Annotated in this window: 23 protein-coding genes; 10 read left to right on the top strand and 13 right to left on the bottom strand. The window is 38.9% G+C overall.

Annotated features, from left to right (window positions below):
• Window position 1 precedes the first annotated feature (1 nt).
• The 7 genes from pstB to greB form a co-directional block, all read right to left on the bottom strand.
• The gene (gene pstB, locus QSH13_RS10010) at window positions 2-778 is read right to left on the bottom strand and encodes a phosphate ABC transporter ATP-binding protein PstB (protein WP_006534565.1); all 777 of its coding nucleotides are present in this window, start codon (window positions 776-778) and stop codon (window positions 2-4) included.
• Between the two features lie 29 nt (window positions 779-807).
• Window positions 808-1,710, bottom strand: coding sequence for a phosphate ABC transporter permease PstA (pstA, locus tag QSH13_RS10015; protein WP_109395920.1), 903 nt, complete (start codon window positions 1,708-1,710; stop codon window positions 808-810).
• 1 nt (window position 1,711) lies between these two features.
• The gene (gene pstC / locus QSH13_RS10020) at window positions 1,712-2,671 is read right to left on the bottom strand and encodes a phosphate ABC transporter permease PstC (RefSeq protein WP_109395919.1); all 960 of its coding nucleotides are present in this window, start codon (window positions 2,669-2,671) and stop codon (window positions 1,712-1,714) included.
• A 76-nt stretch (window positions 2,672-2,747) separates the two neighbouring features.
• A complete protein-coding gene (pstS, locus tag QSH13_RS10025; protein ID WP_109395918.1) occupies window positions 2,748-3,788 on the bottom strand; it encodes a phosphate ABC transporter substrate-binding protein PstS in 1,041 nt (346 codons plus the stop codon).
• Between the two features lie 205 nt (window positions 3,789-3,993).
• Entirely contained in the window at window positions 3,994-5,334 is a 1,341-nt protein-coding gene (gene envZ, locus QSH13_RS10030) for a two-component system sensor histidine kinase EnvZ (protein WP_109395917.1), read from the bottom strand.
• The gene (gene ompR, locus QSH13_RS10035; RefSeq protein WP_109395916.1) at window positions 5,331-6,053 is read right to left on the bottom strand and encodes an osmolarity response regulator transcription factor OmpR; all 723 of its coding nucleotides are present in this window, start codon (window positions 6,051-6,053) and stop codon (window positions 5,331-5,333) included. The genes envZ and ompR overlap by 4 nt, the downstream gene beginning before the upstream one ends.
• A gap of 148 nt (window positions 6,054-6,201) precedes the next feature.
• On the bottom strand, window positions 6,202-6,681 hold the full coding sequence (gene greB, locus QSH13_RS10040; RefSeq protein WP_109406766.1) for a transcription elongation factor GreB: 480 nt from the start codon (window positions 6,679-6,681) through the stop codon (window positions 6,202-6,204).
• Window positions 6,682-6,862: 181 nt separating this feature from the next.
• Between greB and QSH13_RS10045 the strand changes: the two genes are divergently transcribed.
• The 5 genes from QSH13_RS10045 (at window position 6,863) to hemN (ending at window position 13,609) form a co-directional block, all read left to right on the top strand.
• Window positions 6,863-9,202, top strand: a complete 2,340-nt coding sequence (locus tag QSH13_RS10045; RefSeq protein WP_109395914.1) for a Tex family protein — start codon at window positions 6,863-6,865, stop codon at window positions 9,200-9,202.
• Window positions 9,203-9,681: 479 nt separating this feature from the next.
• Complete coding sequence (locus QSH13_RS10050; protein ID WP_109396017.1) at window positions 9,682-10,356, top strand: CsgG/HfaB family protein; 675 nt, start codon at window positions 9,682-9,684, stop codon at window positions 10,354-10,356.
• 23 nt (window positions 10,357-10,379) lie between these two features.
• Window positions 10,380-10,733: a DUF4810 domain-containing protein gene (locus tag QSH13_RS10055; RefSeq protein WP_109395913.1), complete on the top strand. Its 354-nt coding sequence runs from the start codon at window positions 10,380-10,382 to the stop codon at window positions 10,731-10,733.
• Window positions 10,730-11,386, top strand: a complete 657-nt coding sequence (locus QSH13_RS10060) for a DUF799 domain-containing protein (protein ID WP_109395912.1) — start codon at window positions 10,730-10,732, stop codon at window positions 11,384-11,386. The genes QSH13_RS10055 and QSH13_RS10060 overlap by 4 nt, the downstream gene beginning before the upstream one ends.
• 849 nt (window positions 11,387-12,235) lie before the next feature.
• Window positions 12,236-13,609, top strand: coding sequence for an oxygen-independent coproporphyrinogen III oxidase (gene hemN / locus QSH13_RS10065; protein ID WP_109406768.1), 1,374 nt, complete (start codon window positions 12,236-12,238; stop codon window positions 13,607-13,609).
• A 19-nt stretch (window positions 13,610-13,628) separates the two neighbouring features.
• Here the strand turns inward: hemN and glnG are convergent, their stop codons facing one another.
• The 3 genes from glnG to glnA all read right to left on the bottom strand — a co-directional run bounded on the left by glnG (window position 13,629) and on the right by glnA (window position 17,705).
• Window positions 13,629-15,053, bottom strand: a complete 1,425-nt coding sequence (gene glnG / locus QSH13_RS10070) for a nitrogen regulation protein NR(I) (protein ID WP_109395910.1) — start codon at window positions 15,051-15,053, stop codon at window positions 13,629-13,631.
• Between the two features lie 10 nt (window positions 15,054-15,063).
• Window positions 15,064-16,110, bottom strand: a complete 1,047-nt coding sequence (glnL, locus tag QSH13_RS10075) for a nitrogen regulation protein NR(II) (RefSeq protein WP_109395909.1) — start codon at window positions 16,108-16,110, stop codon at window positions 15,064-15,066.
• A gap of 185 nt (window positions 16,111-16,295) precedes the next feature.
• Window positions 16,296-17,705, bottom strand: coding sequence for a glutamate--ammonia ligase (gene glnA, locus QSH13_RS10080; RefSeq protein ID WP_286039087.1), 1,410 nt, complete (start codon window positions 17,703-17,705; stop codon window positions 16,296-16,298).
• Window positions 17,706-18,064: 359 nt separating this feature from the next.
• Here glnA and typA point away from each other — a divergent pair, with 359 nt between their 5' ends.
• The 5 genes from typA (at window position 18,065) to rluF (ending at window position 23,326) form a co-directional block, all read left to right on the top strand.
• The gene (gene typA, locus QSH13_RS10085) at window positions 18,065-19,900 is read left to right on the top strand and encodes a ribosome-dependent GTPase TypA (protein ID WP_069369552.1); all 1,836 of its coding nucleotides are present in this window, start codon (window positions 18,065-18,067) and stop codon (window positions 19,898-19,900) included.
• Window positions 19,901-20,188: 288 nt separating this feature from the next.
• The gene (yihX, locus tag QSH13_RS10090) at window positions 20,189-20,806 is read left to right on the top strand and encodes a glucose-1-phosphatase (protein WP_109395907.1); all 618 of its coding nucleotides are present in this window, start codon (window positions 20,189-20,191) and stop codon (window positions 20,804-20,806) included.
• A 67-nt stretch (window positions 20,807-20,873) separates the two neighbouring features.
• On the top strand, window positions 20,874-21,311 hold the full coding sequence (gene dtd / locus QSH13_RS10095) for a D-aminoacyl-tRNA deacylase (RefSeq protein ID WP_109395906.1): 438 nt from the start codon (window positions 20,874-20,876) through the stop codon (window positions 21,309-21,311).
• A 36-nt stretch (window positions 21,312-21,347) separates the two neighbouring features.
• Window positions 21,348-22,262, top strand: coding sequence for a fatty acid biosynthesis protein FabY (gene fabY, locus QSH13_RS10100; protein ID WP_109395905.1), 915 nt, complete (start codon window positions 21,348-21,350; stop codon window positions 22,260-22,262).
• Window positions 22,263-22,444: 182 nt separating this feature from the next.
• Window positions 22,445-23,326: a 23S rRNA pseudouridine(2604) synthase RluF gene (gene rluF / locus QSH13_RS10105; RefSeq protein WP_109395904.1), complete on the top strand. Its 882-nt coding sequence runs from the start codon at window positions 22,445-22,447 to the stop codon at window positions 23,324-23,326.
• A gap of 92 nt (window positions 23,327-23,418) precedes the next feature.
• On the opposite strand, the gene QSH13_RS10110 is transcribed toward rluF, so the two are convergent.
• The 3 genes from QSH13_RS10110 to QSH13_RS10120 all read right to left on the bottom strand — a co-directional run bounded on the left by QSH13_RS10110 (window position 23,419) and on the right by QSH13_RS10120 (window position 26,077).
• Window positions 23,419-23,658 carry a hypothetical protein gene (locus QSH13_RS10110; protein ID WP_069369557.1) on the bottom strand — a complete coding sequence of 80 codons (240 nt, stop codon included), beginning with the start codon at window positions 23,656-23,658 and terminating at the stop codon, window positions 23,419-23,421.
• Between the two features lie 87 nt (window positions 23,659-23,745).
• Window positions 23,746-25,422: an AsmA family protein gene (locus QSH13_RS10115; protein ID WP_109395903.1), complete on the bottom strand. Its 1,677-nt coding sequence runs from the start codon at window positions 25,420-25,422 to the stop codon at window positions 23,746-23,748.
• 106 nt (window positions 25,423-25,528) lie between these two features.
• Entirely contained in the window at window positions 25,529-26,077 is a 549-nt protein-coding gene (locus QSH13_RS10120; protein ID WP_109395902.1) for a hypothetical protein, read from the bottom strand.
• Between the last annotated feature and the right edge of the window lie 153 nt (window positions 26,078-26,230).

Genomic DNA, 26,230 nt, shown 5'->3' on the forward strand with positions numbered 1-26,230 from the left:
ATCAGCCATAACGCCCAGTGATGTAATCTTCAGTTTGTTTTTTCGCAGGACGCGTAAATAACGTATCCGTATCGCTAAATTCAATTAACTCGCCTAAATACATAAATGCAGTGTAATCAGAACAACGTGCCGCTTGTTGCATGTTATGTGTCACGATAACCACGGTATATTCTGATTTGAGTTCGCTGATAAGTTCTTCAATACGACCTGTTGAGATTGGGTCAAGTGCTGAACAAGGCTCATCAAGTAATAAAACTTCAGGACGAATAGCGATACCGCGTGCTATACATAAACGCTGTTGTTGACCGCCAGATAGACTATATCCACTTTGATGTAATTTATCTTTGGTTTCGTTCCATAATGCGGCTTTAGTCAAAGCCCACTGAACACGCTCGTCCATATCAGCGCGAGACAATTTTTCGAATAAACGTACACCAAAAGCGATGTTGTCATAAATCGACATCGGGAAAGGTGTTGGCTTTTGGAATACCATGCCGACTTTGGCACGTAATAGTGCGATATCTTGCTTATCTGTCAGGATATTGTTGCCATCTAGCAGGATTTCGCCTTCTGCACGTTGTTCGCCATAAAGCTCATACATTTTATTAAAAGTACGCAGTAAGGTCGATTTACCACAGCCAGAAGGGCCGATAAATGCAGTCACCTTATTTTTGGCAATATCTAAAGAGATATTTTTCAGCGCATGGAATTTACCGTAGTAGAAGTTCAAATCACGAACTTGAATTTTATTTCCTGCGTTATCATTAGCCATAATCATTCAACGTCTCTCTTGCTTAACTTTCTGCGTTAACCGTGCTTGCGTTTAGCAAACAGCACGCGCGCAATAATATTGATAAATAGAACACAGAGGGTGATAAGTAATACGCCAGCCCAAGCAAGCTCTTGCCATTGTGCAAAAGGACTCATGGCGAACTTAAAGATAGTCACAGGTAAGTTAGCTATCGGTTCGTTTAAGTCTGTGCTCCAGAATTGATTTGATAGTGAAGTAAATAACAGTGGTGCCGTTTCACCTGCAATACGTGCAATCGCTAATAACACACCCGTGATAATGCCTGATACCGAGGCTTTTAAGGTGATTTTAGAGATCATTTTCCACTTTGGTGTTCCTAATGCGTAAGCGGCTTCGCGTAAGCTATCAGGTACTAACTTCAACATATTTTCAGTGGTACGTATCACGATAGGAATTTGCAGTAACGCTAATGCGATAATTCCCGCCCATCCTGAAAAGTGCTGCATCTGTGCAACAACAATGGTGTAGACAAAGAGTCCGACAACAATTGATGGCGCTGACAGCAAAATATCGTTAATAAAACGTGTAGTTTCAGCAAGCCATGAACGACGACCATATTCAGCAAGATAAATGCCTGCAAGAATACCTAACGGTGTTCCAATAACTGTCGCCCACAAAATCAGTAATCCACTACCAGCAATGGCGTTCGCCAATCCACCACCATCAGTATTCGGCGGAGGAGTCATTTCTGTAAAAAGCGCAATTGACATGCCATCAAAGCCTTTGGTGAACGTAGAGAATAAAATCCACGTTAACCAGAAAAGGCCAAATGCCATAGTCGAGACAGATAAAAACAGCGCGATACGGTTTTTTTGACGACGCCAAAGTTGGCGTTTATGGCGTACACGCAGTTCGTTTTCTGTTTGAACTCGTAATGAAGAAGAGGATGTTTTAGACATATCAGCGCGCCCCTTCATTTTTTGATAAACGTAATGTCATAAACTTAGAAATCGCAAGAACGATAAAGGTGATGACAAATAAGATAAGCCCTAATTCCATTAATGCAGCGGTGTGTAATCCCGTTTCTGCTTCAGCAAATTCGTTTGCTAATGCAGACGTAATACTGTTACCTGGCATAAACAGTGAGGCTGAGTCTAATTGGTAGGTATTACCGATGATAAAGGTTACTGCCATGGTTTCACCTAAGGCACGTCCTAATCCCAACATAACACCACCGATAACACCATTACGGGTATAAGGTAGAACAATATTCCAAATCACTTCCCATGTTGTACAGCCAATGCCGTAGGCCGACTCTTTCATCATGACCGGTGTCTGTTCAAACACATCACGCATTACTGAAGCGATATAAGGAATAATCATGATAGCGAGAATAACGCCCGCAGCTAAGATACCGATACCAAAAGCCGGTCCAGAGAAAAGCTCACCAACGATAGGTATAGAAGAGAGCACATTACCGACAGGCTCTTGGAAATAGGTTGCAAATAGCGGTGCAAAGACAAACAGTCCCCACATACCATAAACAATACTTGGGATAGCTGCCAGTAGCTCAATCGCAATACCTAATGGGCGTTTTAACCAATTAGGTGCTAATTCAGTTAAGAAAAGGGCGATACCAAAGCTGACAGGAACAGCAATAATCAATGCGATGACTGAGGTCACAATGGTACCGTAGATCGGTACTAATGCACCAAATTCCTGTGCAGGAGGATCCCACTCTTTAGACCATAAAAATGACAGGCCAAATTGTTGAATACTTGGCCATGAAGCAAAAATCAGTGAAACAATGATACCTGTTAAAAGCAAAAGCGTAATCAACGCAGCTAGACGAACCAGTGCGCTGAAAATAACGTCCCCTCGTTTACTAGGGGCCTTTATTACCGTTGTGTGCTCGGCCATAAAGCCTCTTTTAATTTATTACCCCCTGTTTTACAGGGGGTGAACGTTAACTAATTTCTTAATGGTTGCCGTTTTATTAGTAAATCGGTTTACCATTACTGTCTTTAATACTTGTTTTCCACGCTGTGCGGATTTGTTCTACAACTTCGGTTGGTAAGACAGCATAATCAAGATTTTTCGCTTCCTGATTACCTTTCTCATAAGCCCAGTTGAAGAAATTCAGTACTTCTTTACCTTTCGCTGCATCTTTTTGTGTTTGATGCACAAGGATAAAGGTGGTTGAAGTAATCGGCCATGCATTTTCACCTTTCTGGTTAGTCAGGTCTTGTGCAAAGCTTTTGCTCCAATCAATTTTTCTTGCTGCAGCACTGAAACTGTCTGCTGTAGGCGCAATGACTTCGCCGTCAGCTGTGACTAATTTAGTATAAGCAAGATTGTTTTGTTTAGCGTAAGCATATTCAACATAACCAATTGAACCAGGTACACGTTGAACGAATGCTGCGATACCATCATTCCCTTTTCCACCTAAGCCTGTTGGCCATTTAACGGTAGAGCCGGCACCCACGCCATCTTTCCATGCACTGTTTACTTTTGATAAGTAGCTAGTGAAAACGAAAGATGTTCCTGAACCATCAGCACGACGAATAACCGCGATATTTTGGTCTGGTAATTTTACGCCCGGATTGAGTTTAGTGATGGCAGGGTCGTTCCATTTTTGGATCTTGCCTAGATAGATATTACCGATAGTGTCGCCATCTAAGGTCAGTTCACCTGATTTGATACCAGGAATATTGACTGCCATAACAACGCCACCAATTACAGTAGGAAATTGGAATAAACCGTCAGCGTGTAATTTGTCGTCTGCTAATGGCGCATCAGAAGCACCAAAATCAACGGTATTGGCAATAATTTGTTTAACACCACCAGAGGATCCAATGCCTTGGTAGTTAATTTTGTTACCCGTTTCTTTCTGATAGGAATCTGCCCATTTAGCATAAACTGGGGCAGGGAACGTTGCGCCAGCACCAGTCAGCGAGGTCGTTGCCTGTGCAGAAAGAGCGGTCATTGAAAACGCAGCGGCAATGACACTAGTCAGGGTGGTACGCATCAGTTTCATAATCCCTCCTGTGGGATAGGTAGAATAATTTTCGACATCTATCAACTTCGGTTACGGTACGCACAGACAATAGGTCAGTTTGATGACAATTAAATGTCTTAATTGTGACAGTTTTATGACAAAGCATAAAAATGATGAAATATTTATAGGGGGAGAAAGAAAAGAGGAAGTGAGAAAGATAAAAAGAGATAGATTAAGATGCGCTTTAATCGTCTTCGTCTTCGCGCTCTTTTAATGGAAAGTTAGCTCGAATTAATAATCCACCTCTAACACTATCATCAAGCTCAACATAACCACCATGAGCATCCATGATACGGCGAATAATGGATAATCCTAAACCAGCCCCCGTTGAGCTACGTGCTTGTTCACCTTGAACAAAAGGTTGGAAAAGACGCTGTCTATCTTCTTGTGGAATACCCGGGCCATCATCTTCGACTTGGAACCAAGCATATTCTTCATTTTTTCCACTTGAAACGCTTATCCAGCCATTGCCATAGCGAGTGGCATTGACAACCATATTGGCAAGTGCTCGTTTTACCGCAATGGGATTAGCCGTGATATTAATAGGTTCAGGATAAAGATGTTCTTCACTGATTTTTCCTGAATTAGATTCAGCTGAAATGACTTCTTGTAATAGATTATTCATATCACACAGTTCTAAAGATATCTCTTTACCTGTGCGCATATAGTCTAAGAATTGCCCAATAATAGCATCACAATCTTCGATATCTTTATTGATCGAGTCTGCGAGGTAACTATCTTCGGGGCTCATCATTTCAGTTGCTAAACGAATACGAGTTAGTGGTGTACGCAAATCATGGCTAACACCCGCCATAACAAGTGTTCTATCATTGTCTAATGAGCGAATGCCTGATGACATTTGGTTAAAGGCACGAATGATTGAGCGCATTTCAGAAGAGCCAGACTCAGGAATAGGAGGAGGAATAACGCCTTTTCCGATCCGGCGCGCTGCATACTCTACTTCATTGAGTGGACGATTTTGAAAACGACTATAAAGCCAGAAAAAAGCGACAACGATAATAATAAAAATAATCGCTTGTCGATACACAGGCAGTAAGAAGTTTTGTCCTAATTCAGTCAGTGGTACACGGATCCAAAGAGAAGGAGAAATATGTGTATTGACCCATAAAACAGGATATTCTAACGTATTTTCGATCCAAATTTCAGTTTTCCCTTCAAGATATTCAGTCATCTGTTCACTTAATTCATCGTCTATTTTGGCCCAATAGAGCCCTTCCTTAAGTGCTGCTTCTTTATCAAAGAAAGAAATGCCTAATTCGTTATAGATTTTATTGCGTAAAGCTGGGGATATTTTTAGCGGGGTTCCGTCAATTAGGATCAGTTCTTCAGGCATTAAAGTGCGTATTTCATACGCTAATACTTTATTAAATTGCTGAAGGCTTGGCCCAACAATAAGGTGCTGAACAACGATATAACTGGCTATCAAGCTAAAAAAAAGTAGCGAGATAACCAGAAATAATGAGCGTGTTAGTTTATTGTGAGGGGAAAGCCTCAGCCTTCTCATTGAACGCTGGTTCCATCAGGAACAAAGACGTAACCAAGACCCCAAACCGTTTGAATGTAACGAGGATGCGTTGGATCTTCTTCAATCATGCGGCGTAAACGAGAAATTTGCACGTCAATTGAGCGCTCCATTGCACTGTATTCGCGACCACGAGCAAGGCTCATTAACTTATCACGAGAAAGCGGTTCACGAGGATGTGATACCAACACTTTCAATACAGCAAATTCACCACTTGTCAGAGGCATATGCTCTTCTTCGTGGAACATCTCACGAGTACCAAGGTTTAGCTTGAATTTACCAAAAGAGACAATGGCATTATCTTGTGATGGTGCACCGGGTAGTTCGTTCGCTTGGCGACGAAGAACGGCGCGAATGCGTGCGAGTAATTCTCTTGGGTTGAAAGGTTTTGAGATGTAATCATCTGCGCCAATTTCAAGCCCTACAATTCTATCAACCTCTTCTCCTTTTGCAGTAACCATAATAATAGGAATAGGGTTATTTTGGCTTCTTAAGCGACGGCAAATAGATAAGCCATCCTCACCTGGAAGCATTAAATCGAGCACAATAAGGTGGATAGATTCACGAGTGAGCAGACGATCCATTTGATCAGCGTTTGCAGCTGTACGGATTTGAAAACCCTGCTCTGTCAAATAGCGCTCGAGTAGTGAACGTAGACGTAAATCATCATCCACGATTAGCACTTTATAACTTTCTTGCATTTTTAAGCTCCCGGAGTGCAAATGCTTTTATTAGCGAATTCTATCATCGTTAAGAATATTAAACCAAAACCAAAGAATAAATGTTAATAATTTATAGATAAAACTTGTTCTTTAGTGAGGATAAAGAGAATAAATCTATTTATTTGTCTTATTCCGAATGATACTTGATAGATAATACGCAGTAATTAACTACACCACCTGGTGTTTGCACACTAATTTCATCATCAACTTGCTTACCAATAAGCGCTCTGGCAACAGGGGAATCAATAGAAATCCACTGCTTTGCTGGATCAAATTCATCGGGACCCACAAGTCTAAAGGTTTTGACATTTTCGTCATCATCTTCAAGCGTAACCCAAGCACCAAAATAGACTTTTCCTTCTTGGCGAGGATCTGGGTCAACGATTTTTAGCTCATCAAGACGTTTTGATAAAAAACGAACACGTCTATCAATTTCGCGTAATCGCTTCTTTCCATAAATATATTCAGCATTTTCTGAACGGTCACCTTGTGCCGCAGCTTCTGAAACCGATTGTGTGACACGAGGGCGTTCTTCTTTCCAAAGATATTTTAGCTCTTTGTCTAAGGCATACCAGCCTTCACGAGTAATATAGTTACTTTTTGCCATTACAAATAAAAACTATCATCAACATTGAATTTCATAAAGATACTATAGCGTGAATGTTAAAATAATCTGTTAATTTCCTCATAATTGTCGAGCTAGATAGGAAATTTGCCAAATTTTTTTAGCGCTCTGCGTGTATAATAGCCATCTTTTTTAACTATTCCTCTCGGTAGGTAAATATTTTATGAATGAATCATTAAGCCGAATTATTGCAGATGAGCTCTCAGTTAAGCCCCAGCAAGTCCTTTCGGCTATAACGTTACTGGATGAAGGGAATACGGTGCCATTTGTTGCCCGTTATCGTAAAGAGGTCACAGGCGGATTAGATGATACGCAATTACGTCAATTAGAAACTCGCCTCAGTTATCTACGGGAACTCAACGATCGCCGCCAAACAATTTTAAAATCAATTGAAGAACAAGGAAAACTGACGCCAGAACTCCGCTCTTCAATTAATGACACTCAAAGTAAAACAGAGCTTGAAGATCTCTATCTTCCTTATAAGCCTAAGCGCCGTACTCGTGGTCAGATTGCGATTGAAAATGGATTAGAACCCTTAGCGGATTTACTGTGGAATGAACCGCAAAATAATCCAGAAGAAGTGGCAACCGCTTATATCAATACAGAAAAAGGGGTTGATGATACAAAAGCCGCTTTAGATGGTGCACGTTATATTTTAATGGAGCGCTTTTCAGAAGATGCCGGATTATTAGCGAAAGTCCGTCAATATCTATGGAAAAATGCCCATCTTGTTGCCAAAGTGATTGAAGGTAAAGAAGCGGAAGGGGCGAAGTTTAGTGATTATTTTGATCACCATGAACCTATCGCTAATGTTCCCTCTCACCGCGCATTAGCGATGTTTCGTGGCCGAAACGAAGGCATTCTTCAATTATCACTTAATCCAGATCCACAATTTGAAGAAGCGCCCAAAGAGAGCTACGGTGAACAGCTGATTACGGAGCATTTAGGGCTACGTTTAAATAATCTTCCCGCAGATAGCTGGCGTAAAGCCGTTGTAAGTTGGACTTGGCGCATCAAAGTTTTAATGCATATTGAAACAGAACTGATGAGCCAATTACGAGAAAAAGCGGAAGAAGAAGCAATTAATGTTTTTGCTCGTAACCTTAATGATCTATTGATGGCCGCTCCTGCCGGCATGCGTGCCACGATGGGGCTTGATCCTGGCTTACGTACCGGTGTTAAAGTTGCTGTTGTGGATAGCACAGGTAAATTAATTGCCACAGATACCATTTATCCGCATACAGGACAAGCGGATAAAGCGGCAGCAAGTGTCGCTGCGTTATGTATTAAGCATAACGTTGAGTTGGTGGCGATTGGTAATGGTACGGCTTCTCGTGAAACAGAGCGTTTTTTTGCTGAAACCGTAAAACGTTACCCAGAAGTGAAAGCGCAAAAGGTGATTGTCAGTGAAGCGGGTGCATCAGTGTATTCAGCGTCAGAGCTTGCGGCTAATGAATTCCCAGATTTAGATGTTTCTATCCGTGGTGCGGTTTCTATCGCTCGTCGCTTACAAGATCCGTTGGCTGAACTTGTAAAAATTGATCCTAAATCAATTGGTGTTGGTCAATATCAACACGATGTTAGCCAAACATTATTAGCGAGAAAACTGGATACTGTTGTGGAAGACTGTGTGAATGGTGTGGGTGTTGATTTAAATACCGCATCAGTACCATTATTAACGCGTGTTGCAGGACTTAGCCAATCTATCGCTCAAAATATTATTAGCTGGCGCGATGAAAACGGACGTTTTGTTGATAGAAAACAGTTACTCAAAGTGGCGCGTTTAGGGCCAAAAGCCTTTGAACAATGTGCTGGTTTCTTACGTATTCGAGATGGTAAAAACCCACTTGATGCCTCAACGGTTCACCCTGAAGCCTATCCTATAGTTGAAAATATTCTACAAGCTACCCATCAAAAAATTGATGATTTAATGGGGAATAGCGCTTTAATTTCACAAGTAGACGCAAGAGCATTTATTACGGAGCAGTTTGGTCTACCAACGATTAATGACATCTTAAAAGAGTTAGCAAAACCGGGGCGCGACCCACGTCCAGAATTTAAAACGGCGACTTTTGCTGAAGGTGTTGAAACGATGAATGACTTAGTCAGTGGTATGATCCTCGAAGGCACTGTGACTAACGTGACTAATTTCGGTGCATTCGTTGATATCGGTGTACACCAAGATGGTTTGGTTCATATCTCTTCTTTAGCGGATCGATTTATTGAAGATCCACATACAGTGGTGAAAACCGGGGATATTGTTAAAGTTAAAGTTCTTGAGATTGATTTAGCTCGTAAGCGCATTGCACTGACTATGCGTTTAGATGAAGTTGCGGGTGATAGTGATAAAAAATCATCGTCATCAAATAACACGAATTCTGTTAGAAATAACAAAGGGCAAAAACCAGCTCGTAATAACCGTCAGCCAATGAGTAATGGTAATAATGCAGGAAATAGCGCAATGGGAGATGCTTTAGCCGCAGCATTTGGAAAAAAACGCTAATAGTGCAATTATTGCTACCATATTAGTTGGTAAAAAGAACGAAAATAATAAGCGCGATATAACTAATATAGGTTATATCGCCTTTTTTATTACACGTTGTTTAGATGTTTTCTTTGGATAAAATATTTATAAGAATTAATTAAATAGCAAGGTAATATAAATTCTCTTCCATTTTTTATAGGTTTAATATTAAACTGACTTAAGTGATATTGAAAAAATAATAGACAAAACATTCTCTGTTTTATCTCTATATTTATTTGTTATTATTTTTATCATTCATCTTCTATTTTCCCTATTGTCGATTGCCTTTATATTATAAAATAAGCGTTGATAGCCTTTTAACCTTATTATCATTGAGGTTTTTAAAGGTGACTTCCACGAGTTAAAACTGAAAGCAATTACTTCCGTTTATATCAACTCTATTTCAATTAATAGAATGAATATCTATGGGTTTATTTCACCTTTATTGGGTTATTAATATGAATTTAAATAAATTATCGTTTGGTTTGATCATGATTTCGGCTTCTTTACTAGCAGGCTGTGCATCAGAATCTTCACGTTCTGTAGATGTTGCTAAAGTTGCAACCTATAACACAACTTATACAGGCACTAAAAGTGCTATTTCTATTGGTAAGTTTGATAACCGTTCTAGTTATATGAATGGAATATTCTCTGATGGTGTTGATAGATTAGGGAATCAATCCAAAACTATTTTAATGACGCACTTACAACAAACAGGGCGTTTTAATGTATTAGACAGAGCTAATTTATCTGAATTAAAAGAAGAAGCTGGCATTAAAGGGCAAAATCAGCAATTGAAAGGCGCCACTTATGTGATCACTGGCGATGTGACAGAATTTGGTCGTAAAGAAGTCGGTGATCGCCAATTATTCGGCATTTTAGGTCGTGGAAAAACACAAGTTGCTTACGCAAAAGTGAATTTAAATGTTGTGAATGTGAATACATCTGAAGTGGTATTCTCATCTCAAGGTGCGGGTGAATATGAGCTTTCTAACCGTGAAATCATTGGATTTGGTGGAACAGCAAGCTATGACTCAACACTTAACGGTAAAGTGCTTGATTTAGCGATCCGTGAAGCGGTTAATAACTTAGTTGCAGGTATTGAGAGTAATGCTTGGCAACCTTCAAAATAATGCGCGTTTATAAGGATATAACGATGTATAAATCATTAATAACTCTTGTTTTGGGCGCATTTTTACTGACGGGTTGTTCAAGTGGTCCTAAACCACTTTATAACTGGGACAGTTATCAACAAGTGGTATATCAATACTATCAACAAAGTGAAAGTGATCCTCAAGCACAAATTGATGCATTGAAGAAAAGCATTGAGCTTTCTCGAGCTAAATCATTAGGTATTCCACCAGGATTACATGCGCATTTAGGAATGTTATATGGTGCGACGGGCGCGTTAGATTTAGCGATGGCAGAATTTAATGAGGAAAAAGTACTTTACCCTGAATCAGCGGAATTTATGGATCGCCTGATGAAAAATAAAGGAATACAAAAATGAGTCGCTTATTTACTTTAATTTGCTTGGCTTTTGCGTTGGTATTAACGGGGTGCACCCAACCGGTTAAAACAGATTACACGGCATTTAAACAGAGTAAACCAAAAAGTATTTTAGTCTTAGTGCCTCAAAATCACACAACGGAAGTTGGAGCTGGGCACAGTTTCTTATCTCAAGTGACATATCCTTTGGCAGAAGCGGGATATTATGTTTTCCCTGTTGCTGTCGTTGAAGAGACATTTAAGCAAAATGGTTTATCCATGGCTGGGGATATTCATGCAGTAAGTCCTAATAAATTACGTGAAATCTTTGGGGCTGATGCTGTTTTATACTTAGATATCACTGAGTTTGGTACGTCATATCAAATTATTTCTAGTGATACGAGAGTGACTGTTACTGCTAAGCTTGTTGATCTTCGTAATGGTGGCGTGTTGTGGAGCAGCTCTGCAACGGCATCAAGCACAGAAACAGAAGGTTCATCAGGTAGTTTAGTCGGGATGTTGGTTTCAGCCGTTGTGAATCAAATTGTGAATACAGTGTCAGACAAAAGCTACCAAATAGCTGGCATAACAAGTGTACGTTTACTTTCAGCAGGACATGCGAACGGTATTCTATATGGTCCTCGTTCTCCTAATTATGGTAAAGATGCAGAATAAGTAAATGCACTAAAATAAGCATAATAATGAAAAGGCTCTGTTTAATTAGTTTAAAATAAGCAGAGCCTTATTTTATTTACAGATAATAATTATTCTTATTTAATGTTAGGTAATACCACCTATATTAATAATAGAATAAGTATGAGATAGAGAGTAAATAAAAAGAAGTGACGTTATTGAAAAGATAAACCATCCTTGGTTGCTAGTCCGTTTCCTTCCGTGGTTAATAATCCATAATCGGGTATATAAAAGAGACTGATTAGATAAGAGAAACGTCTATTAGAATAAGATAAGGTATGGGGATGCTATCTTTCCTTGTAATATAGCGACCTTTATTCTTTATATCGTCCTCAAATTTAAATCAAAACACGACTTAGTTGGATATTAATCAATGTTTGTCTCTAGGATATGTAATATTATAATTTAGGTAAAGATATAAATGTTACTATTATTATAATCATCGAATTAAGAGGGAATAAAAGAATAATAAAACTAATATAACGAGATATTTAATTAATTTAAATCGTATTTTGAGTAATATATCGCTTTAAACTCGGTGTAAAAGTTTTCTTCTGATATTCCATAATGAATTAAAACGACTAACATATTGAATAAACTTAATTTATTCATGAATATCTTTAATGGGTAAGATTATTTTTATATAATGTGATTTACATCACGTCGTATATTTGAGAGTTATCGTCTATCAATAAGAAGATAGAGATTTATGCGATACCTCTTTCGATCATATTCAGTTCCTGATTTATTGGTTACACTATTCTTTCAGATATTCATAATGTCTGTTTGCTGGTATGAAATATCAGCGGTTCACTTTTGGAAGGTAGAGGCATGTCAGAACAAACAATTATTTGGGATCTTGACCTGATCCATAAGTATAACTATTCAGGTCCTCGCTATACATCATACCCAACAGCATTAGAGTTTAATCAGCAATATGGCGATGATGATTTTATCAACGCAACGCAACGTTATCTTGAGCGCCCTTTATCGCTTTATATTCATATCCCTTTCTGCCATAAGCTATGCTATTTCTGTGGTTGTAATAAAATTATTACGCGCCATAAACACAAAGCAGATGAATATCTTGATGTTTTAGAAAAAGAAATTATTAATCGAGCACGCTATTTTAAAGACAGAAAAGTGACTCAAATGCATTGGGGTGGGGGAACACCGACCTTTCTGGATAAACAACAGATTAGCCGATTGGTTTCGCTATTACGTCAGCATTTTCATTTTGTTGATAATGCCGAACTCTCTATTGAAATTGATCCTCGTGAAATTGAGCTGGATGTTATCGATCATCTACGTTACGAAGGATTTAATCGCCTGAGTATGGGGGTGCAAGATTTCAATAAAGAAGTGCAACAAAAAGTAAATCGTGAGCAAGATGAAGCCTTTATTTTTGCATTGGTAGAACGTGCACGTGAAGTGGGTTTTCACTCCACCAGCATTGACTTAATTTATGGCTTACCTAAGCAAACCAAAGAGAGTTTTGCCTTTACATTAAAACGTGTTATTGAGCTATCACCAGATAGATTGAGTGTTTTTAATTATGCGCACTTACCTAATTTATTTGCGGCTCAGCGTAAAATTAAAGATGAAGATCTTCCTTTAGCAGAAGAGAAGTTAGAAATATTACAAGAGACAATTTCTACACTGACAACAAACGGCTACCAGTTTATTGGTATGGATCACTTTGCTAAACCTGATGATGAATTAGCGGTTGCTCAGCGTAAAGGTATTTTACACCGTAATTTCCAAGGTTATACCACTCATGAAGAGTGTGATTTATTAGGCATGGGCGTTTCTGCAATAAGTATGTTAGGTGATAACTATGCGCAAAATGAAAAAGTATTAAAAGAGTATTATGCGCGAGTCAATAGTGAAGGAAATGCACTATGGAGAGGTTTATCCTTGACTCAGGATGATTGTATTCGCCGTGATGTGATTAAAACCTTAATTTGTAATTTTAATCTGCATTTTTCTGATATTGAAAAAATGCACAATATTGTCTTCCATGACTATTTTAAAGAAGATTTAGAATTACTTGCGCCAATGAAAGATGACGGTTTAGTTGAAATAGCGGTAGACGGTATTCAAGTTACACCACGCGGGCGTTTGCTTATTCGTAATATCTGCATGTGTTTTGACACCTATTTACGAAATCAAATGCGCCAACGCCAATTTTCGCGTGTCATTTAATTGATGAAGGGATTGAGGATTAATATTCCTCTATCCCCAACTCTTTTAATTTACGGGTTAGTGTATTTCTGCCCCAACCTAATAATCTTGCTGCATCTTGTTTATGCCCTTGTGTATATGCCAAGGCACTGAGTAATAGTGTGCGTTCAAATTGAGGTAGAGCATCTGTTAAAATGTTTTCTTTTCCTTCCCCTAATGCTTCATCTGCCCATAATGAAAGATGTTGTGACCAATGTTGAGAAGAAGCAATTCGATTGATATTTTTCGCTTTCTCATCAGGTTGGCGAATTTCTTGTGGTAAATCTTGAGGCATAATCTCTTGGCTTGCCGTCATTACCGTTAACCAGCGACACACATTTTCTAATTGTCTAACGTTGCCTGACCAGTTGTATTCCATCATTATTTGCAAACTTTGTTGATGCAATACTTTGGCTTCAACACCTAATTCTTTTGCTGTTTTTTGCAGAAAATAGCGCGCCAAGCTGGGAATATCTTCGGTTCTATCGCGTAATGGTGGTAGCTGAATACGTATTACATTGAGTCGATGATAGAGATCTTCACGAAAATCACCAGCTTGAACCCGCTTTTCTAAGTCTTGGTGTGTCGCGGCAATAATACGCACATCGACTTTTACAGGGGCATAACCGCCGACTCGATAAAATTGCCCTTCAGCAAGGACTCGTAGTAAACGTGTTTGAATATCAAGAGGCATATCGCCAATTTCATCAAGAAATAGTGAACCACCATTCGCTTGTTCAAATCGACCGTGGCGTACTTGAGAAGCCCCTGTAAATGCTCCCTTTTCATGACCAAAAAGCTCTGATTCAATCAAGTCTTTAGGAATTGCCGCCATATTTAGGGCGATAAAAGGGGAGGATGCTCTTGGGCTGTGGCGATGTAATGCATGTGCCACTAACTCTTTTCCTGTACCCGACTCTCCATTAATAAGGACACTAATTGAAGAGCGAGAAAGCCGACCAATAATACGGTAAACCTCTTGCATTGCAGGAGCTTCACCAATCATATCGGTAACTGATTGCAGTGAGGTTTCGTCGGTATTCGGTTGTTTTTGTTCGCGATAATGAGTAATGGCGCGGTCAATTAATGCTAATGTTTCGTCGATATCAAATGGCTTTGGTAAGTAATCAAAAGCCCCTTGTTGATAGGCATTAACAGCAGCATCGAGATCAGAATGTGCCGTCATAATAATAACGGGCAGAGTTGGATATTGTTCTTTAATTATTTTTAAAAGAGATAAACCATCAATATCAGGCATACGAATGTCTGATAACAACACATCAGGTATTTCTGTATTGAGTGCATTAAGCACATCATTCGCATGTTCAAAGGCTTTACAAGACATACCTTCACGAGAAATGGCACGTTCAAGTACCCAGCGAATAGAGCTGTCATCATCAACAACCCATACATTTCCTTTTTGCATTGGTTATCTCCTACTTAATTGGTAAATAAATAGAAAACTCAGTATTTCCGGGCCAACTGGTAAACTCGATTTTACCTGCATGTTGATCCACTAAATTACGCGCAATAGAGAGCCCCAATCCATTACCACCTTCTCTACCACTCACCATAGGATAAAAAAGCGTATCTTGTAGATGAGGAGGAATGCCATCACCAGTATCAATCACATCAATACGAGCAACAAGGCGATGACGTTCACCATGCAGTGTGATTTGAAAAGCCGTACGGGTACGCAAAATAATCGTCCCTCCTGTTTTTTCAACGGCTTGTAAGGCGTTACGAGTAATATTTAGCAGTACTTGTTCTATCTGATCTGGGTAATGTGATAACTCAGGTAAGCTGGGATCGTAATCTTTTAGTAAGGTGACATTGTCAGGACATTCGAGCGAAATAAGTTGAGCAACGCGCTCAACAACATGGTGAATACTCTGATGTGTTTTTGTCCCTGGATGTTGGGGGCCGAGTAATCTGTCCACCAGCACACGTAGGCGATCAGCTTGTTCAATAATGACTTGCGTATATTCCGTTAAAGCAGGATCAGGTAAGGATTTTGCTAGCAATTGAGCCGCACCCCGTAATCCTCCCAACGGATTTTTAATTTCATGTGCCAGCCCCCTAACCAATTCCCTAGCAGCCATTTGCTGGGCTTGTTGTATCTGCTCTTGGCTTAACCGGCGTTGACTATCCATAGGCGCCAGTTCCAGCAAAATATGTTGTTCGGAAATCGGTTGGGCACTGAGCGACATTGTGTGTGATTGGTTATTTACCACCAATATCACTTCATTGTCGGTAAAGCTTTGTCCATTCGCTAATGTTTCACGCATTAAATCAGCATCAAAAGAGTAATAGCTGAAAAGGGCAGTGAAAGGCGTTTCAAATAATTTTCGACGGCTTTGTGCTAAAACCTGTAACGCAGAATGATTTGCATAGCAAATAATAAACTCTTTGTTGATAACTAATACAGAGTGAATCAATGAGTCTAAAATTAATGTGTTGTCAGGTAAGTCTGCCGTTTCCATATTGAATACCCCATTGCACCATTTTAGTGCATCTTACCTTTATTACATTGATGAACCAATGCGTAAGTGAAAAGACTGACTCCTTAAATGGGAGAAAAGTGCCCATCCGAAGATGGGCAAAATAGCTTCACGGCAAAAAAAACAGTTTTACATCTAGGCTTAAGTGTTTATCAATAAAAATAGTCTTAAGCGCTGTAATACATTTCAAATTCAAGAGGATGTGGAGCCATACGTACACGTTGAACATCCGCACGTAATAACTCTAAATAAGCATCAATAGCATCATCAGTAAATACACCACCGCGGGTTAAGAATTCACGATCTGCATTTAATGAATTTAATGCTTCTTCTAATGAACCTGCGACAGTTGGGATCTCTTTTGCTTCTTCTGGCGGTAAGTCATAGAGGTTTTTATCCATGGCATCACCAGGATGAATTTTATTGATAATTCCATCCAGACCAGCCATTAACTGTGCGGCAAACGCAAGATAAGGGTTTGCTAAAGGATCTGGGAAACGTACTTCAATACGGCGTGCTTTCATGCTAGCAACAACTGGAATACGAATTGACGCTGAACGGTTACGTGCAGAGTAAGCCAGCATTACAGGTGCTTCAAAACCTGGTACTAGACGTTTGTAAGAGTTAGTGGTTGGGTTAGTAAATGCATTTAATGCACGAGCATGCTTGATAATACCGCCAATGTAATACAGCGCCATTTCAGATAATCCGCCATATTTATCACCCGCAAACAGATTTACACCGTTTTTAGATAGTGACATATGACAGTGCATCCCTGAACCGTTATCACCAACTAATGGTTTTGGCATAAAGGTCGCTGTTTTACCAAATACGTGAGCCACGTTTTGTACCACGTATTTATAAATTTGGGTTTCATCTGCTTTTTTAGTCATGGTATTAAAGCGAGTTGCCACTTCATTTTGACCAGCAGTTGCTACCTCATGGTGGTGCGCTTCAACGACTAAGCCCATTTCTTCCATGATGTTACACATGGTAGAACGAATATCTTGTGATGAGTCAACCGGTGGTAATGGGAAATAACCCCCTTTAACCATTGGGCGGTGACCTTTGTTGCCATCTTCATATTTGGTATTGGTGTTCCATGCCGCTTCAATATCATTGATAGCGTAAGATGCGCCTGAAATATCATTTTTGAAACGAATATCATCAAATAGGAAGAATTCTGGTTCTGGTCCAAACAGTACTGTGTCTGCAATATCACTTGATTTTAAATAATCTTCAGCACGTTTTGAGATAGAGCGAGGGTCGCGATCGTAACCTTGCATTGTGCCGGGTTCTAAAACGTCACAACGAATAATCAAGGTTGGATCTTGGAAAAATGGGTCAAGCATTGCAGTTGTTGCGTCTGGCATCAGTACCATGTCTGATTCGTTAATGCCTTTCCAACCACCAATAGAGGAACCATCGAACATTTTTCCTTCTTCAAAGAAATCATCGTTAACCTGATGAGCCGGAATAGTAAGATGTTGTTCTTTACCGCGGGTATCAGTGAAACGTAAGTCAATATATTTAACTTTATGTTCTTCAATCATGGATAATACATGTTCAAGGGACATAGGAACTCTCCTGGCGAATGGTTTTATTGAGTGCAGTGGCCTTACACATTTTTCGGTGAATTTTTTGCTCACCCAAATTCTATTGCGAAAAGCATGCCAACTTATCTAAAAAGGGATATATACTGTATTGATGAAGTTTAGTGTAGAATATCTCCTGTGATTTTTTAATTATTGCACAAAATTGGTGCAAATTAAGCCTAATTAGCTGCACTATTTTGGTGCAATCGAACGGATACTACTAAATTCTGAGGCGTGAAAAGGATCACAATTCAATTAATTGCATATTGTTAAGCAATCATTATTGTGATCTTGTTTAGTCTCTCGTCTAAAGCGTGTACAATACTGCGCTTATTTCTACAATGCCTGAGGCAAATTTTGTGATCGAAAACTTGCGTAATATCGCCATCATCGCCCACGTTGACCATGGTAAAACAACTATCGTCGATAAATTACTACAGCAATCTGGTACGTTCGGTGAACGTGAAACCGTTGCTGAGCGCGTGATGGACTCAAATGATCTCGAAAGAGAGCGCGGAATTACTATTCTTGCGAAAAATACAGCGATTAAATGGAATGACTATCGTATCAACATCGTAGATACCCCAGGACACGCCGACTTCGGTGGTGAGGTAGAACGCGTTATGTCTATGGTAGACAGCGTTCTATTGCTGGTTGACGCGATGGATGGCCCAATGCCACAAACTCGTTTTGTGACACAAAAAGCGTTTGCTAACAACTTAAAACCTATTGTTGTTATCAATAAAGTTGACCGCCCTGGTGCACGTCCAGACTGGGTTGTTGATCAGGTATTTGACCTGTTCGTAAACTTAGGTGCAACTGACGAACAACTTGATTTCCCAATTATCTATGCATCTGCATTAAACGGTATTGCGGGAACAGATTACAATGACATGGCTGAAGATATGACTCCGTTATATGAAGCTATTGTCAAATATGTAGAGCCACCAAAAGTGGATCTGGAAGGCACATTCCAGATGCAAATTTCTCAGTTGGACTACAACAATTACCTAGGTGTTATCGGTATCGGTCGTATCAAACGTGGTAAGGTTAAACCTAACCAACAAGTGACTATCATCGATAGTGAAGGTAATACTCGTAACGGTAAAGTCGGTAAAGTATTAGGTCACTTAGGCTTAGAACGTATTGAAGTTGAAGTTGCAGAAGCTGGCGATATCATCGCTATTACAGGCTTAGGCGAACTGAATATCTCTGATACGATTTGTGAAACAGGTGCTGTTGAAGCATTACCTGCATTAGCTGTTGATGAACCTACTGTTAGCATGTATTTCTGTGTTAATACTTCACCTTTCTGTGGCCGTGAAGGTAAGTTTGTGACTTCTCGTCAGATTTTAGATCGTCTGAAAAAAGAGTTAGTCCATAACGTAGCATTACGTGTAGAAGAAACTGAAGATCCAGATGCATTCCGTGTATCAGGTCGTGGTGAGCTTCACCTGTCAGTTCTGATTGAAAATATGCGTCGTGAAGGTTACGAATTAGGTGTATCTCGTCCTAAAGTTATCTTCCGTGATATTGACGGTCGTAAACAAGAGCCTTTCGAACAAGTGACTATCGATATTGAAGAACAGCACCAAGGTGATGTGATGCAAGCGATGGGTGAGCGTAAAGGCGAAATGCGTGATATGCAACCAGATGGCAAAGGACGTGTACGTTTAGATTACATCATTCCTAGCCGTGGTCTGATTGGTTTCCGTACTGAATTTATGACCATGACATCAGGTACTGGTTTACTGTATGCAACATTCAGTCACTATGATGATGTTCGTCCAGGTGAAATCGGTCGCCGTAATAACGGTGTTATGATCTCTAATGGCCAAGGTAAAGCCGTTGCTTACGCACTGTATAGCTTACAAGACCGTGGTAAATTATTCGTTACTCATGGTGCAGAAGTTTATGAAGGCCAAGTGATTGGTATTCATACTCGCTCTAATGACTTAACAGTAAACTGTTTAACTGGTAAGAAGCTGACTAACATGCGTGCTTCTGGTACAGATGAGGCGACAACGCTGACTCCACACCTGAAACAAACATTAGAACAAGCATTAGAATTTATTGATGACGATGAGTTAGTTGAAGTCACTCCGCAGTCTATTCGTCTGCGTAAGCGTTATCTGTCAGAAAACGATCGTCGTCGTGCTTATCGTAGCAAAGACTAATTCGTTATTTTGATAACATAATTCTTAGGGCGCGTTAGCGCCCTGAGTTTATACTCTTGATGAGTATATGTTGCTATAAAAGACGAATGCGGTGGAAAATAATCTCTGCCGCATAAGTTTTCTATCAATCCTTTCTTTCTTCTCACCTCTTTTTTATTTCTCCCTCTTCTGGTTTTATGTTTTACAAAAAAATTAAGTGTGATTATTGTACTTTTTTAGCGTTTAAGCCTGTTCAGTAAAGCGATTTATGATTAAAGTAAAATGAGTTTTCTATTATGGAGAGGATTTATGCTTTATATCTTTGATATGGGTAATGTGATTATTGATATCGATTTTAACCGAGTATTCGCAGTATGGAGTAAGCTGAGTGGTGTTCCATTAGCAAGTATAAAAAAGAACTTCACCGCCGGCGAAGTTTTTAAATTACATGAGCGCGGTAATATTACAGATATCGAATTTGCTGAAGAAATTAACTCAGAACTTGGCATGAACTTAAGTTTTGAGCAATTTGCTGAAGGATGGCAGGCTATTTTTATCGCAGTAAGACCTGAAGTCATTGATATAATGAATAAATTAAGAGAGCAAGGACATCGGGTTGTGGTGTTATCAAATACAAATCGCTTGCATCATGATTACTGGCCCGAGCATTATCCTGAAATCGCAGCTTCTGCTGATTTTCTCTACCTATCACAAGACCTTGGTATGAGAAAACCAGACCCTGAACTCTTTAAGTATGTTTTGGAGTCTGAAGATGTTGAAGCACAAGACGCCATTTTTTTTGATGATTTACAAACTAATGTTGATGCAGCTCTTTCGGTTGGTATGAAAGCAGTGCATGTGGTTGATAAAAATACCATTATCGATTACTTCAAAGATTATGATTTTTCTCTCCCAGTAGAAGAATAGTGCTATCGTAAGGATAACAATGGATTGAGTTTGTTATCCTTTTTTATTGATTTATTTTGGAGAGAGTATGATCGCATTAATTCAACGAGTGACGCAGGCAAAGGTGGATATTGCAGGTGAAACAGTCGGTGCTATTAATCAAGGCTTATTGGTGTTATTAGGTGTAGAGAAAGACGATAACGAACAGAAAGCCAAAAGATTATGTGAAAAAGTATGTGGCTATCGCGTATTTAGTGATGAAAATGACAAGATGAACCTAAATGTGCAACAAGCGGGTGGTAGTCTGTTAGTTGTATCTCAATTCACACTTGCCGCGGAAACACAAAAAGGGATGCGTCCTGGGTTTTCGAATGGCGCTCCCCCAGAATTAGCGAAAAATCTCTATCATTACTTTATTGAACAATGTCAGCAACAAGGTTTGGAAACTCAAACAGGCCAGTTTGCCGCGGATATGCAAATCACACTGACTAATGATGGCCCAGTCACCTTTTGGTTACAGGTATAACATCGAACGTGCAGTGATGTTAAAAGGAGCTCAGATATGTACCATTTACGAACCCCAAAAACAGAGGCAGAATTTGATGCCTATTATGCTTTTCGCTGGGAAATGCTTCGTAAACCTCTACATCAACCTGAAGGCTCTGAAAAAGACGGTTATGACACCTTTGCACATCACCAAATGGTTGTCGATGAAACAGGACAACCTGTTGCGATTGGACGACTTTATATTAATGCTGATAACGAAGGTGCTATTCGCTTTATGGCGGTGCGTACAGACGCACAAGGAAAAGGTTTAGGCTCATTAGTTGCTATGGCGTTAGAATCACTTGCTCGTCAAGAAGGTATAAAACGAATAGTGTGCAGTGCAAGGGAAGAATCTGTAAGCTTCTTTGAAAAATTGGGTTATGAAAATTGTGGTCTAGTCACAGGCCCGCAAACAACACCCATTAAACACTTTTTTATGAAAAAAAGTATTGAGTCTTTAGATGATATTCTTCATCGACCAGATTGGTGCGCTGAATTACAAAAACAGTGGCATCAACATATTCCTTTAAGTGAAAAAATGGGGTTACGTATAACTCAATATACGGGAACGCGTTTTTATACCACTATTCCAGAAGCGGGGAACCAAAACCCTCATCACACTATTTTTGCAGGCAGCCAATTTTCACTCGCAACATTAACGGGTTGGGGATTGATTTGGCTATTAATGCAAGAGCATAAATTGCAAGGTGATATTGTGCTGGTGGATGCTCATATTCGTTATCGCAAACCTGTATCAGGGCGTCCTGCTGCTGTTGCCGATATGGAAAATTTAAGTGGAGATTTAGGGCGATTAGCGAAAGGGAGCAAGGCACGAATTAAGCTAGATGTTGATATTTGTGGTGATGAAGGTGTCGGTGCTGTTTTTAGTGGTACTTATATTGTTTTACCTTCACAAAATAAGCAGTGCTAATTCATCTCGCTATCTTTAAAGTAATTTAAAGGGAAATTACTATTTTCTTTTGGGTTACTTTTTCTATTTTTGCGTTTTTAATTAAAAAAACAGAGTATAAAAAATCTATTCTTGAATGCTGGTGTTATAGAGTTTCTATCCCTATCCAATTGATGTATATTTCGCAGTTTACGGAGGGAAGCATGGACACCAATTTATCTACTCGTCTTAATAAATATATCAGTGAAAGCGGGATCTGCTCACGTCGTGAGGCTGACCGTTATATTGAGCAAGGGCTTGTTCTTATTAATGGCAAACGCGCCAGTATTGGCGACCAAGTATTTGCTGGTGATGAAGTCAAAGTCAATGGTCGATTGATTGAAGCACAGGATAACTCTGAGCTGGTTTTGATTGCGCTGAATAAGCCAGTGGGTATTGTGAGTACCACAGATGATGGCGAAAAAGATAATATTGTTGACTATGTTAACCACAGTACCCGCATTTTCCCAATTGGGCGTTTGGACAAAGATTCACAAGGATTGATTTTCTTGACCAACCACGGTGATTTAGTCAATAAAATCCTACGTGCGGGTAATGATCATGAAAAAGAGTACCTTGTGACAGTGAATAAACCAATCACAGATGAGTTTATTCGTGGAATGGGTGCGGGTGTTCCTATCATGGGACAAAAAACTAAGAAATGTAAGGTTAAGAAAGAAGCGCCGATGGTGTTTCGTATCACCTTAGTTCAAGGGTTAAATCGCCAAATTCGTCGTATGTGCGAATATTTTGGTTATGAAGTCACTAAGCTTGAACGTATTCGTATTATGAATGTTAGTCTATCTGGATTACCAGTCGGTGAATGGCGAGACCTAACGGATGATGAGCTGATCAAACTCTTTGACGCGATTGAAAAATCAACATCAGAAGCACCACCTAAAGCGAAGCAAAATAAGCCGAAGAAACAGATCAGTAGTAATGCGAAAGCATTGGGTATTCATATTCCTCAAACAAAAACCAAAGAAACGGAAAATAATTCCCGTAAGCGTTTTGTTCAGCCTGGTCGTAAAAAGAAAAAACGTTAATTTCATTGTTAAAGATGCGATAAAAACAAAAAAACACCTGAAAGGGTGTTTTTTGTTTGTTCTATTTACGACAAATTATAGCATCGATAAAATTAGTCTAAATTTAGCTCATCTAATTTATTTTGGCGACGTTCAAGAACGATCGCTGCAAGTTCTGCATCCATAACTCGCTCAATCAATGCATCATAGTCTTCTTTAGAAAGACAATAGAATAACGGAGTTTTGTTGTCATCACACACAAGCAGTGTGCTGTTATCTTCAAGTGCAGTTAAAGGAGATTGTTGAAACACATTTAAAGATATTTTTTCAGGGGAAAAATCTTCGTCAGACATGAAAACTCCACAATAAAGAAAAGGGCAATAGCGCATTGTAACGCTTTTTATAAAGGGAGCAATCCGTGCTCCTAAGAAAGATCAATATTATAGGTGATTAATAATCTCGCCATTTTGTATCAGTGAGTTGAGTATTTGTTGCTCATTTTTACTTCCAGTTAATGTGCCATTAAGTGTTGAGCTCACTGGGCTTGAACGTAAATCGCCTTTCAATTTTAGTGTAAACTGGCCTATATCATCAGAGTAGGTTGTTTTTAAACCTAATGTATAAGGTATTGATAAAGGTACATTTAAACCATTAGCAATCAGTGAAAATTGACGTTGTTGGTTAGACTGTATTAAACCGGCTGAACCTCGAACAATACCGTCACCAATAAATGCTGAATATTGCTCAACAATAGCGTTATCTTGCTGAGTGACAATTTTTAAATCAGGGCGACGTAATTCAATGCGATTTAACGTACCACTATCGGCATTTAATACGGCTGAGCCTTGCCATAATCCCCATTCACCTTCTTTTGCCACCATTAAATTTTGCAGTTTTCCTGTTAAGTTGGTGAATTGAAATGGGAATTCCGGCGTGATATCAATCAAAATAGATTGGTTGATAGATAACTGTTCGATAGTGATATTTTGAATATTACTCTTGTTATCTATTGGTTTCGCTAAAAAAGTGAGCCAATTTTCAGGTAGTGTATATAAAAGGCCTGATAGTGTGGCATCTTGGATCGTGAGGGTTTTATTGTTTTTATTCCAATGACCAGAAAGCTTAATTAAGCCTTTTTCATAGCGCAGACTGAGATTATCTAGATTGAGTTGATTGTTCTGCAGGTTGAGTTTTGCAATAAGATCAGTGATGTGTTCATCTTGAAAAACAACATCATTTGTATTGAATTCGCCAGTTGTAAATGAAAGGTCGTTGTTCCAACTAAACTGAGAAAATTGTCCATCAAAACCACTAATTGCCCACTGTTTTCCTTCAGCAGTTAAATCAACAATATTGAGTGATCTTATGCTAATACGGGGATATTCAGAGAGAGACTGAATTAATTCATTAAAGTTTTGCGAGGATTGCCAGCGCAAGCCATTCATATAAACATTATCAAATTTCCATTGATTATCTTGATATTGTCCGCTCAAGGAGAGTGAGCCATTAAGTAGGCGAGTACCCAATTTTTCTATTTGAATATTATTGGGTTGATATTGACCAGAAATAATGAAGTTACTGAATTCATTATTATTTATCATTCCATCAGCAATAGAAAATTGAAAATGACCGGCTCCAATTAAGTCGGTTGATGTCGGGATCCATGGTGTGATCCCTCCCGTTATTTTTTTTGCATCAAAAGAAAAATCAGTTTTTTCACTACGTAACGCCATATTTTTAAATTGTAATATGTCGGCACTTAATGGTATTGACGGTGCTTTGTCTGCCAAATCAATATTACCATTTTCTAATGTAATTTTTTGCAGATGAGAAGGGGTAGTAAAAAATTGCCAATTAAATCGGATTTGTGCTGATTTTGCCGATACTATAGCTTTATCTTGCTTAGGATTAACGAGAAGATCATAAACAATGACTTGCTCGGGTTGCATAAGATCATGCTCAATACCCGAGAAGTGAATATCATAGTCAGTGTACTGTGTCAGCCATTCACTGGTTTTTTGTGCGCCCCACTGAGTCTGAATAAAAGCGTAAATTATAATAATAAATAAAATAACGATAAGTATCAGAGATACCAAACTTTTCATCAGCCAGCGCATAACCCGTCTCCTGTTTTATACTCCATCAAAACAGTATACAGTTATGCCTGAAAACTAGACGATGCTCAAGTATTCATCACTCTATAAAACAAGATTATTTAACTGCTTATGTTTTTGTGATAGAGGATATCTTTTTTATCAATGCTGCGTGGGATGGAATATTGTTCTGTTGTAAATTGGTTTTAATATGATTCAATATTTTTTCTATAATGCCTTTATGCCTTTGCTCTCTATCATTTAATTCTCCTTTTTTTAATTTATTACCATAGTTAATAAGTTGAGAAATTAATTCATTAGGATCAATGCTACCTGAGTGATAAATATCGTAAAAATTAGGGAGAATACCCGCTTGTGTTGATAAGTATTGAAACTGATATACTAGGAATCCTTCTTTATCTTTATTTTGCTGATTATTAAGGGAAGGATTTTTTAAAAACGCCACTAAGTCTGTTTTAATATGTTCTAAGTTGAACTCAGAAATAGACTTATTTCCTAAATGAGTAAATTTATGATCACTATTAAACAATGAAAGAATGGAATCTTTGAGATAAGTAAAAAATTGCCCAATAGTTTGTATATGGAAATCTTTAGTAGATGAGTGACTTTTTAAGTATTCGAGTGCGGGGTTTTTAATTGGGGTCAAGGGTGTAGCCATTCTATTTTCCTTTGATTTTCAGTATTGAGCTAAATAGTTACCGCAACTCACAGGAAAATGCTTTCATAAAAATATCATTGGTTTAAATATAATAAATAAAGCGCTATTTTTGATCATGAAAATAGCGCTTTATTATTCTGTTACTAGTTAATG

This window comes from Proteus faecis, assembly GCF_030286765.1.
Lineage (GTDB): Bacteria > Pseudomonadota > Gammaproteobacteria > Enterobacterales > Enterobacteriaceae > Proteus > Proteus faecis.

What these genes read in the sequence shown, in the direction of transcription:
- pstB (WP_006534565.1), bottom strand. Translation starts at nt 778, where the DNA reads ATGATTATGGCTAATGATAACGCAGGAAATAAAATTCAAGTTCGTGAT.
- pstA (WP_109395920.1), bottom strand. Translation starts at nt 1,710, where the DNA reads ATGTCTAAAACATCCTCTTCTTCATTACGAGTTCAAACAGAAAACGAA.
- pstC (WP_109395919.1), bottom strand. Translation starts at nt 2,671, where the DNA reads ATGGCCGAGCACACAACGGTAATAAAGGCCCCTAGTAAACGAGGGGAC.
- pstS (WP_109395918.1), bottom strand. Translation starts at nt 3,788, where the DNA reads ATGAAACTGATGCGTACCACCCTGACTAGTGTCATTGCCGCTGCGTTT.
- envZ (WP_109395917.1), bottom strand. Translation starts at nt 5,334, where the DNA reads ATGAGAAGGCTGAGGCTTTCCCCTCACAATAAACTAACACGCTCATTA.
- ompR (WP_109395916.1), bottom strand. Translation starts at nt 6,053, where the DNA reads ATGCAAGAAAGTTATAAAGTGCTAATCGTGGATGATGATTTACGTCTA.
- greB (WP_109406766.1), bottom strand. Translation starts at nt 6,681, where the DNA reads ATGGCAAAAAGTAACTATATTACTCGTGAAGGCTGGTATGCCTTAGAC.
- QSH13_RS10045 (WP_109395914.1), top strand. Translation starts at nt 6,863, where the DNA reads ATGAATGAATCATTAAGCCGAATTATTGCAGATGAGCTCTCAGTTAAG.
- QSH13_RS10050 (WP_109396017.1), top strand. Translation starts at nt 9,682, where the DNA reads ATGAATTTAAATAAATTATCGTTTGGTTTGATCATGATTTCGGCTTCT.
- QSH13_RS10055 (WP_109395913.1), top strand. Translation starts at nt 10,380, where the DNA reads ATGTATAAATCATTAATAACTCTTGTTTTGGGCGCATTTTTACTGACG.
- QSH13_RS10060 (WP_109395912.1), top strand. Translation starts at nt 10,730, where the DNA reads ATGAGTCGCTTATTTACTTTAATTTGCTTGGCTTTTGCGTTGGTATTA.
- hemN (WP_109406768.1), top strand. Translation starts at nt 12,236, where the DNA reads ATGTCAGAACAAACAATTATTTGGGATCTTGACCTGATCCATAAGTAT.
- glnG (WP_109395910.1), bottom strand. Translation starts at nt 15,053, where the DNA reads ATGCAAAAAGGAAATGTATGGGTTGTTGATGATGACAGCTCTATTCGC.
- glnL (WP_109395909.1), bottom strand. Translation starts at nt 16,110, where the DNA reads ATGGAAACGGCAGACTTACCTGACAACACATTAATTTTAGACTCATTG.
- glnA (WP_286039087.1), bottom strand. Translation starts at nt 17,705, where the DNA reads ATGTCCCTTGAACATGTATTATCCATGATTGAAGAACATAAAGTTAAA.
- typA (WP_069369552.1), top strand. Translation starts at nt 18,065, where the DNA reads ATGCCTGAGGCAAATTTTGTGATCGAAAACTTGCGTAATATCGCCATC.
- yihX (WP_109395907.1), top strand. Translation starts at nt 20,189, where the DNA reads ATGCTTTATATCTTTGATATGGGTAATGTGATTATTGATATCGATTTT.
- dtd (WP_109395906.1), top strand. Translation starts at nt 20,874, where the DNA reads ATGATCGCATTAATTCAACGAGTGACGCAGGCAAAGGTGGATATTGCA.
- fabY (WP_109395905.1), top strand. Translation starts at nt 21,348, where the DNA reads ATGTACCATTTACGAACCCCAAAAACAGAGGCAGAATTTGATGCCTAT.
- rluF (WP_109395904.1), top strand. Translation starts at nt 22,445, where the DNA reads ATGGACACCAATTTATCTACTCGTCTTAATAAATATATCAGTGAAAGC.
- QSH13_RS10110 (WP_069369557.1), bottom strand. Translation starts at nt 23,658, where the DNA reads ATGTCTGACGAAGATTTTTCCCCTGAAAAAATATCTTTAAATGTGTTT.
- QSH13_RS10115 (WP_109395903.1), bottom strand. Translation starts at nt 25,422, where the DNA reads ATGCGCTGGCTGATGAAAAGTTTGGTATCTCTGATACTTATCGTTATT.
- QSH13_RS10120 (WP_109395902.1), bottom strand. Translation starts at nt 26,077, where the DNA reads ATGGCTACACCCTTGACCCCAATTAAAAACCCCGCACTCGAATACTTA.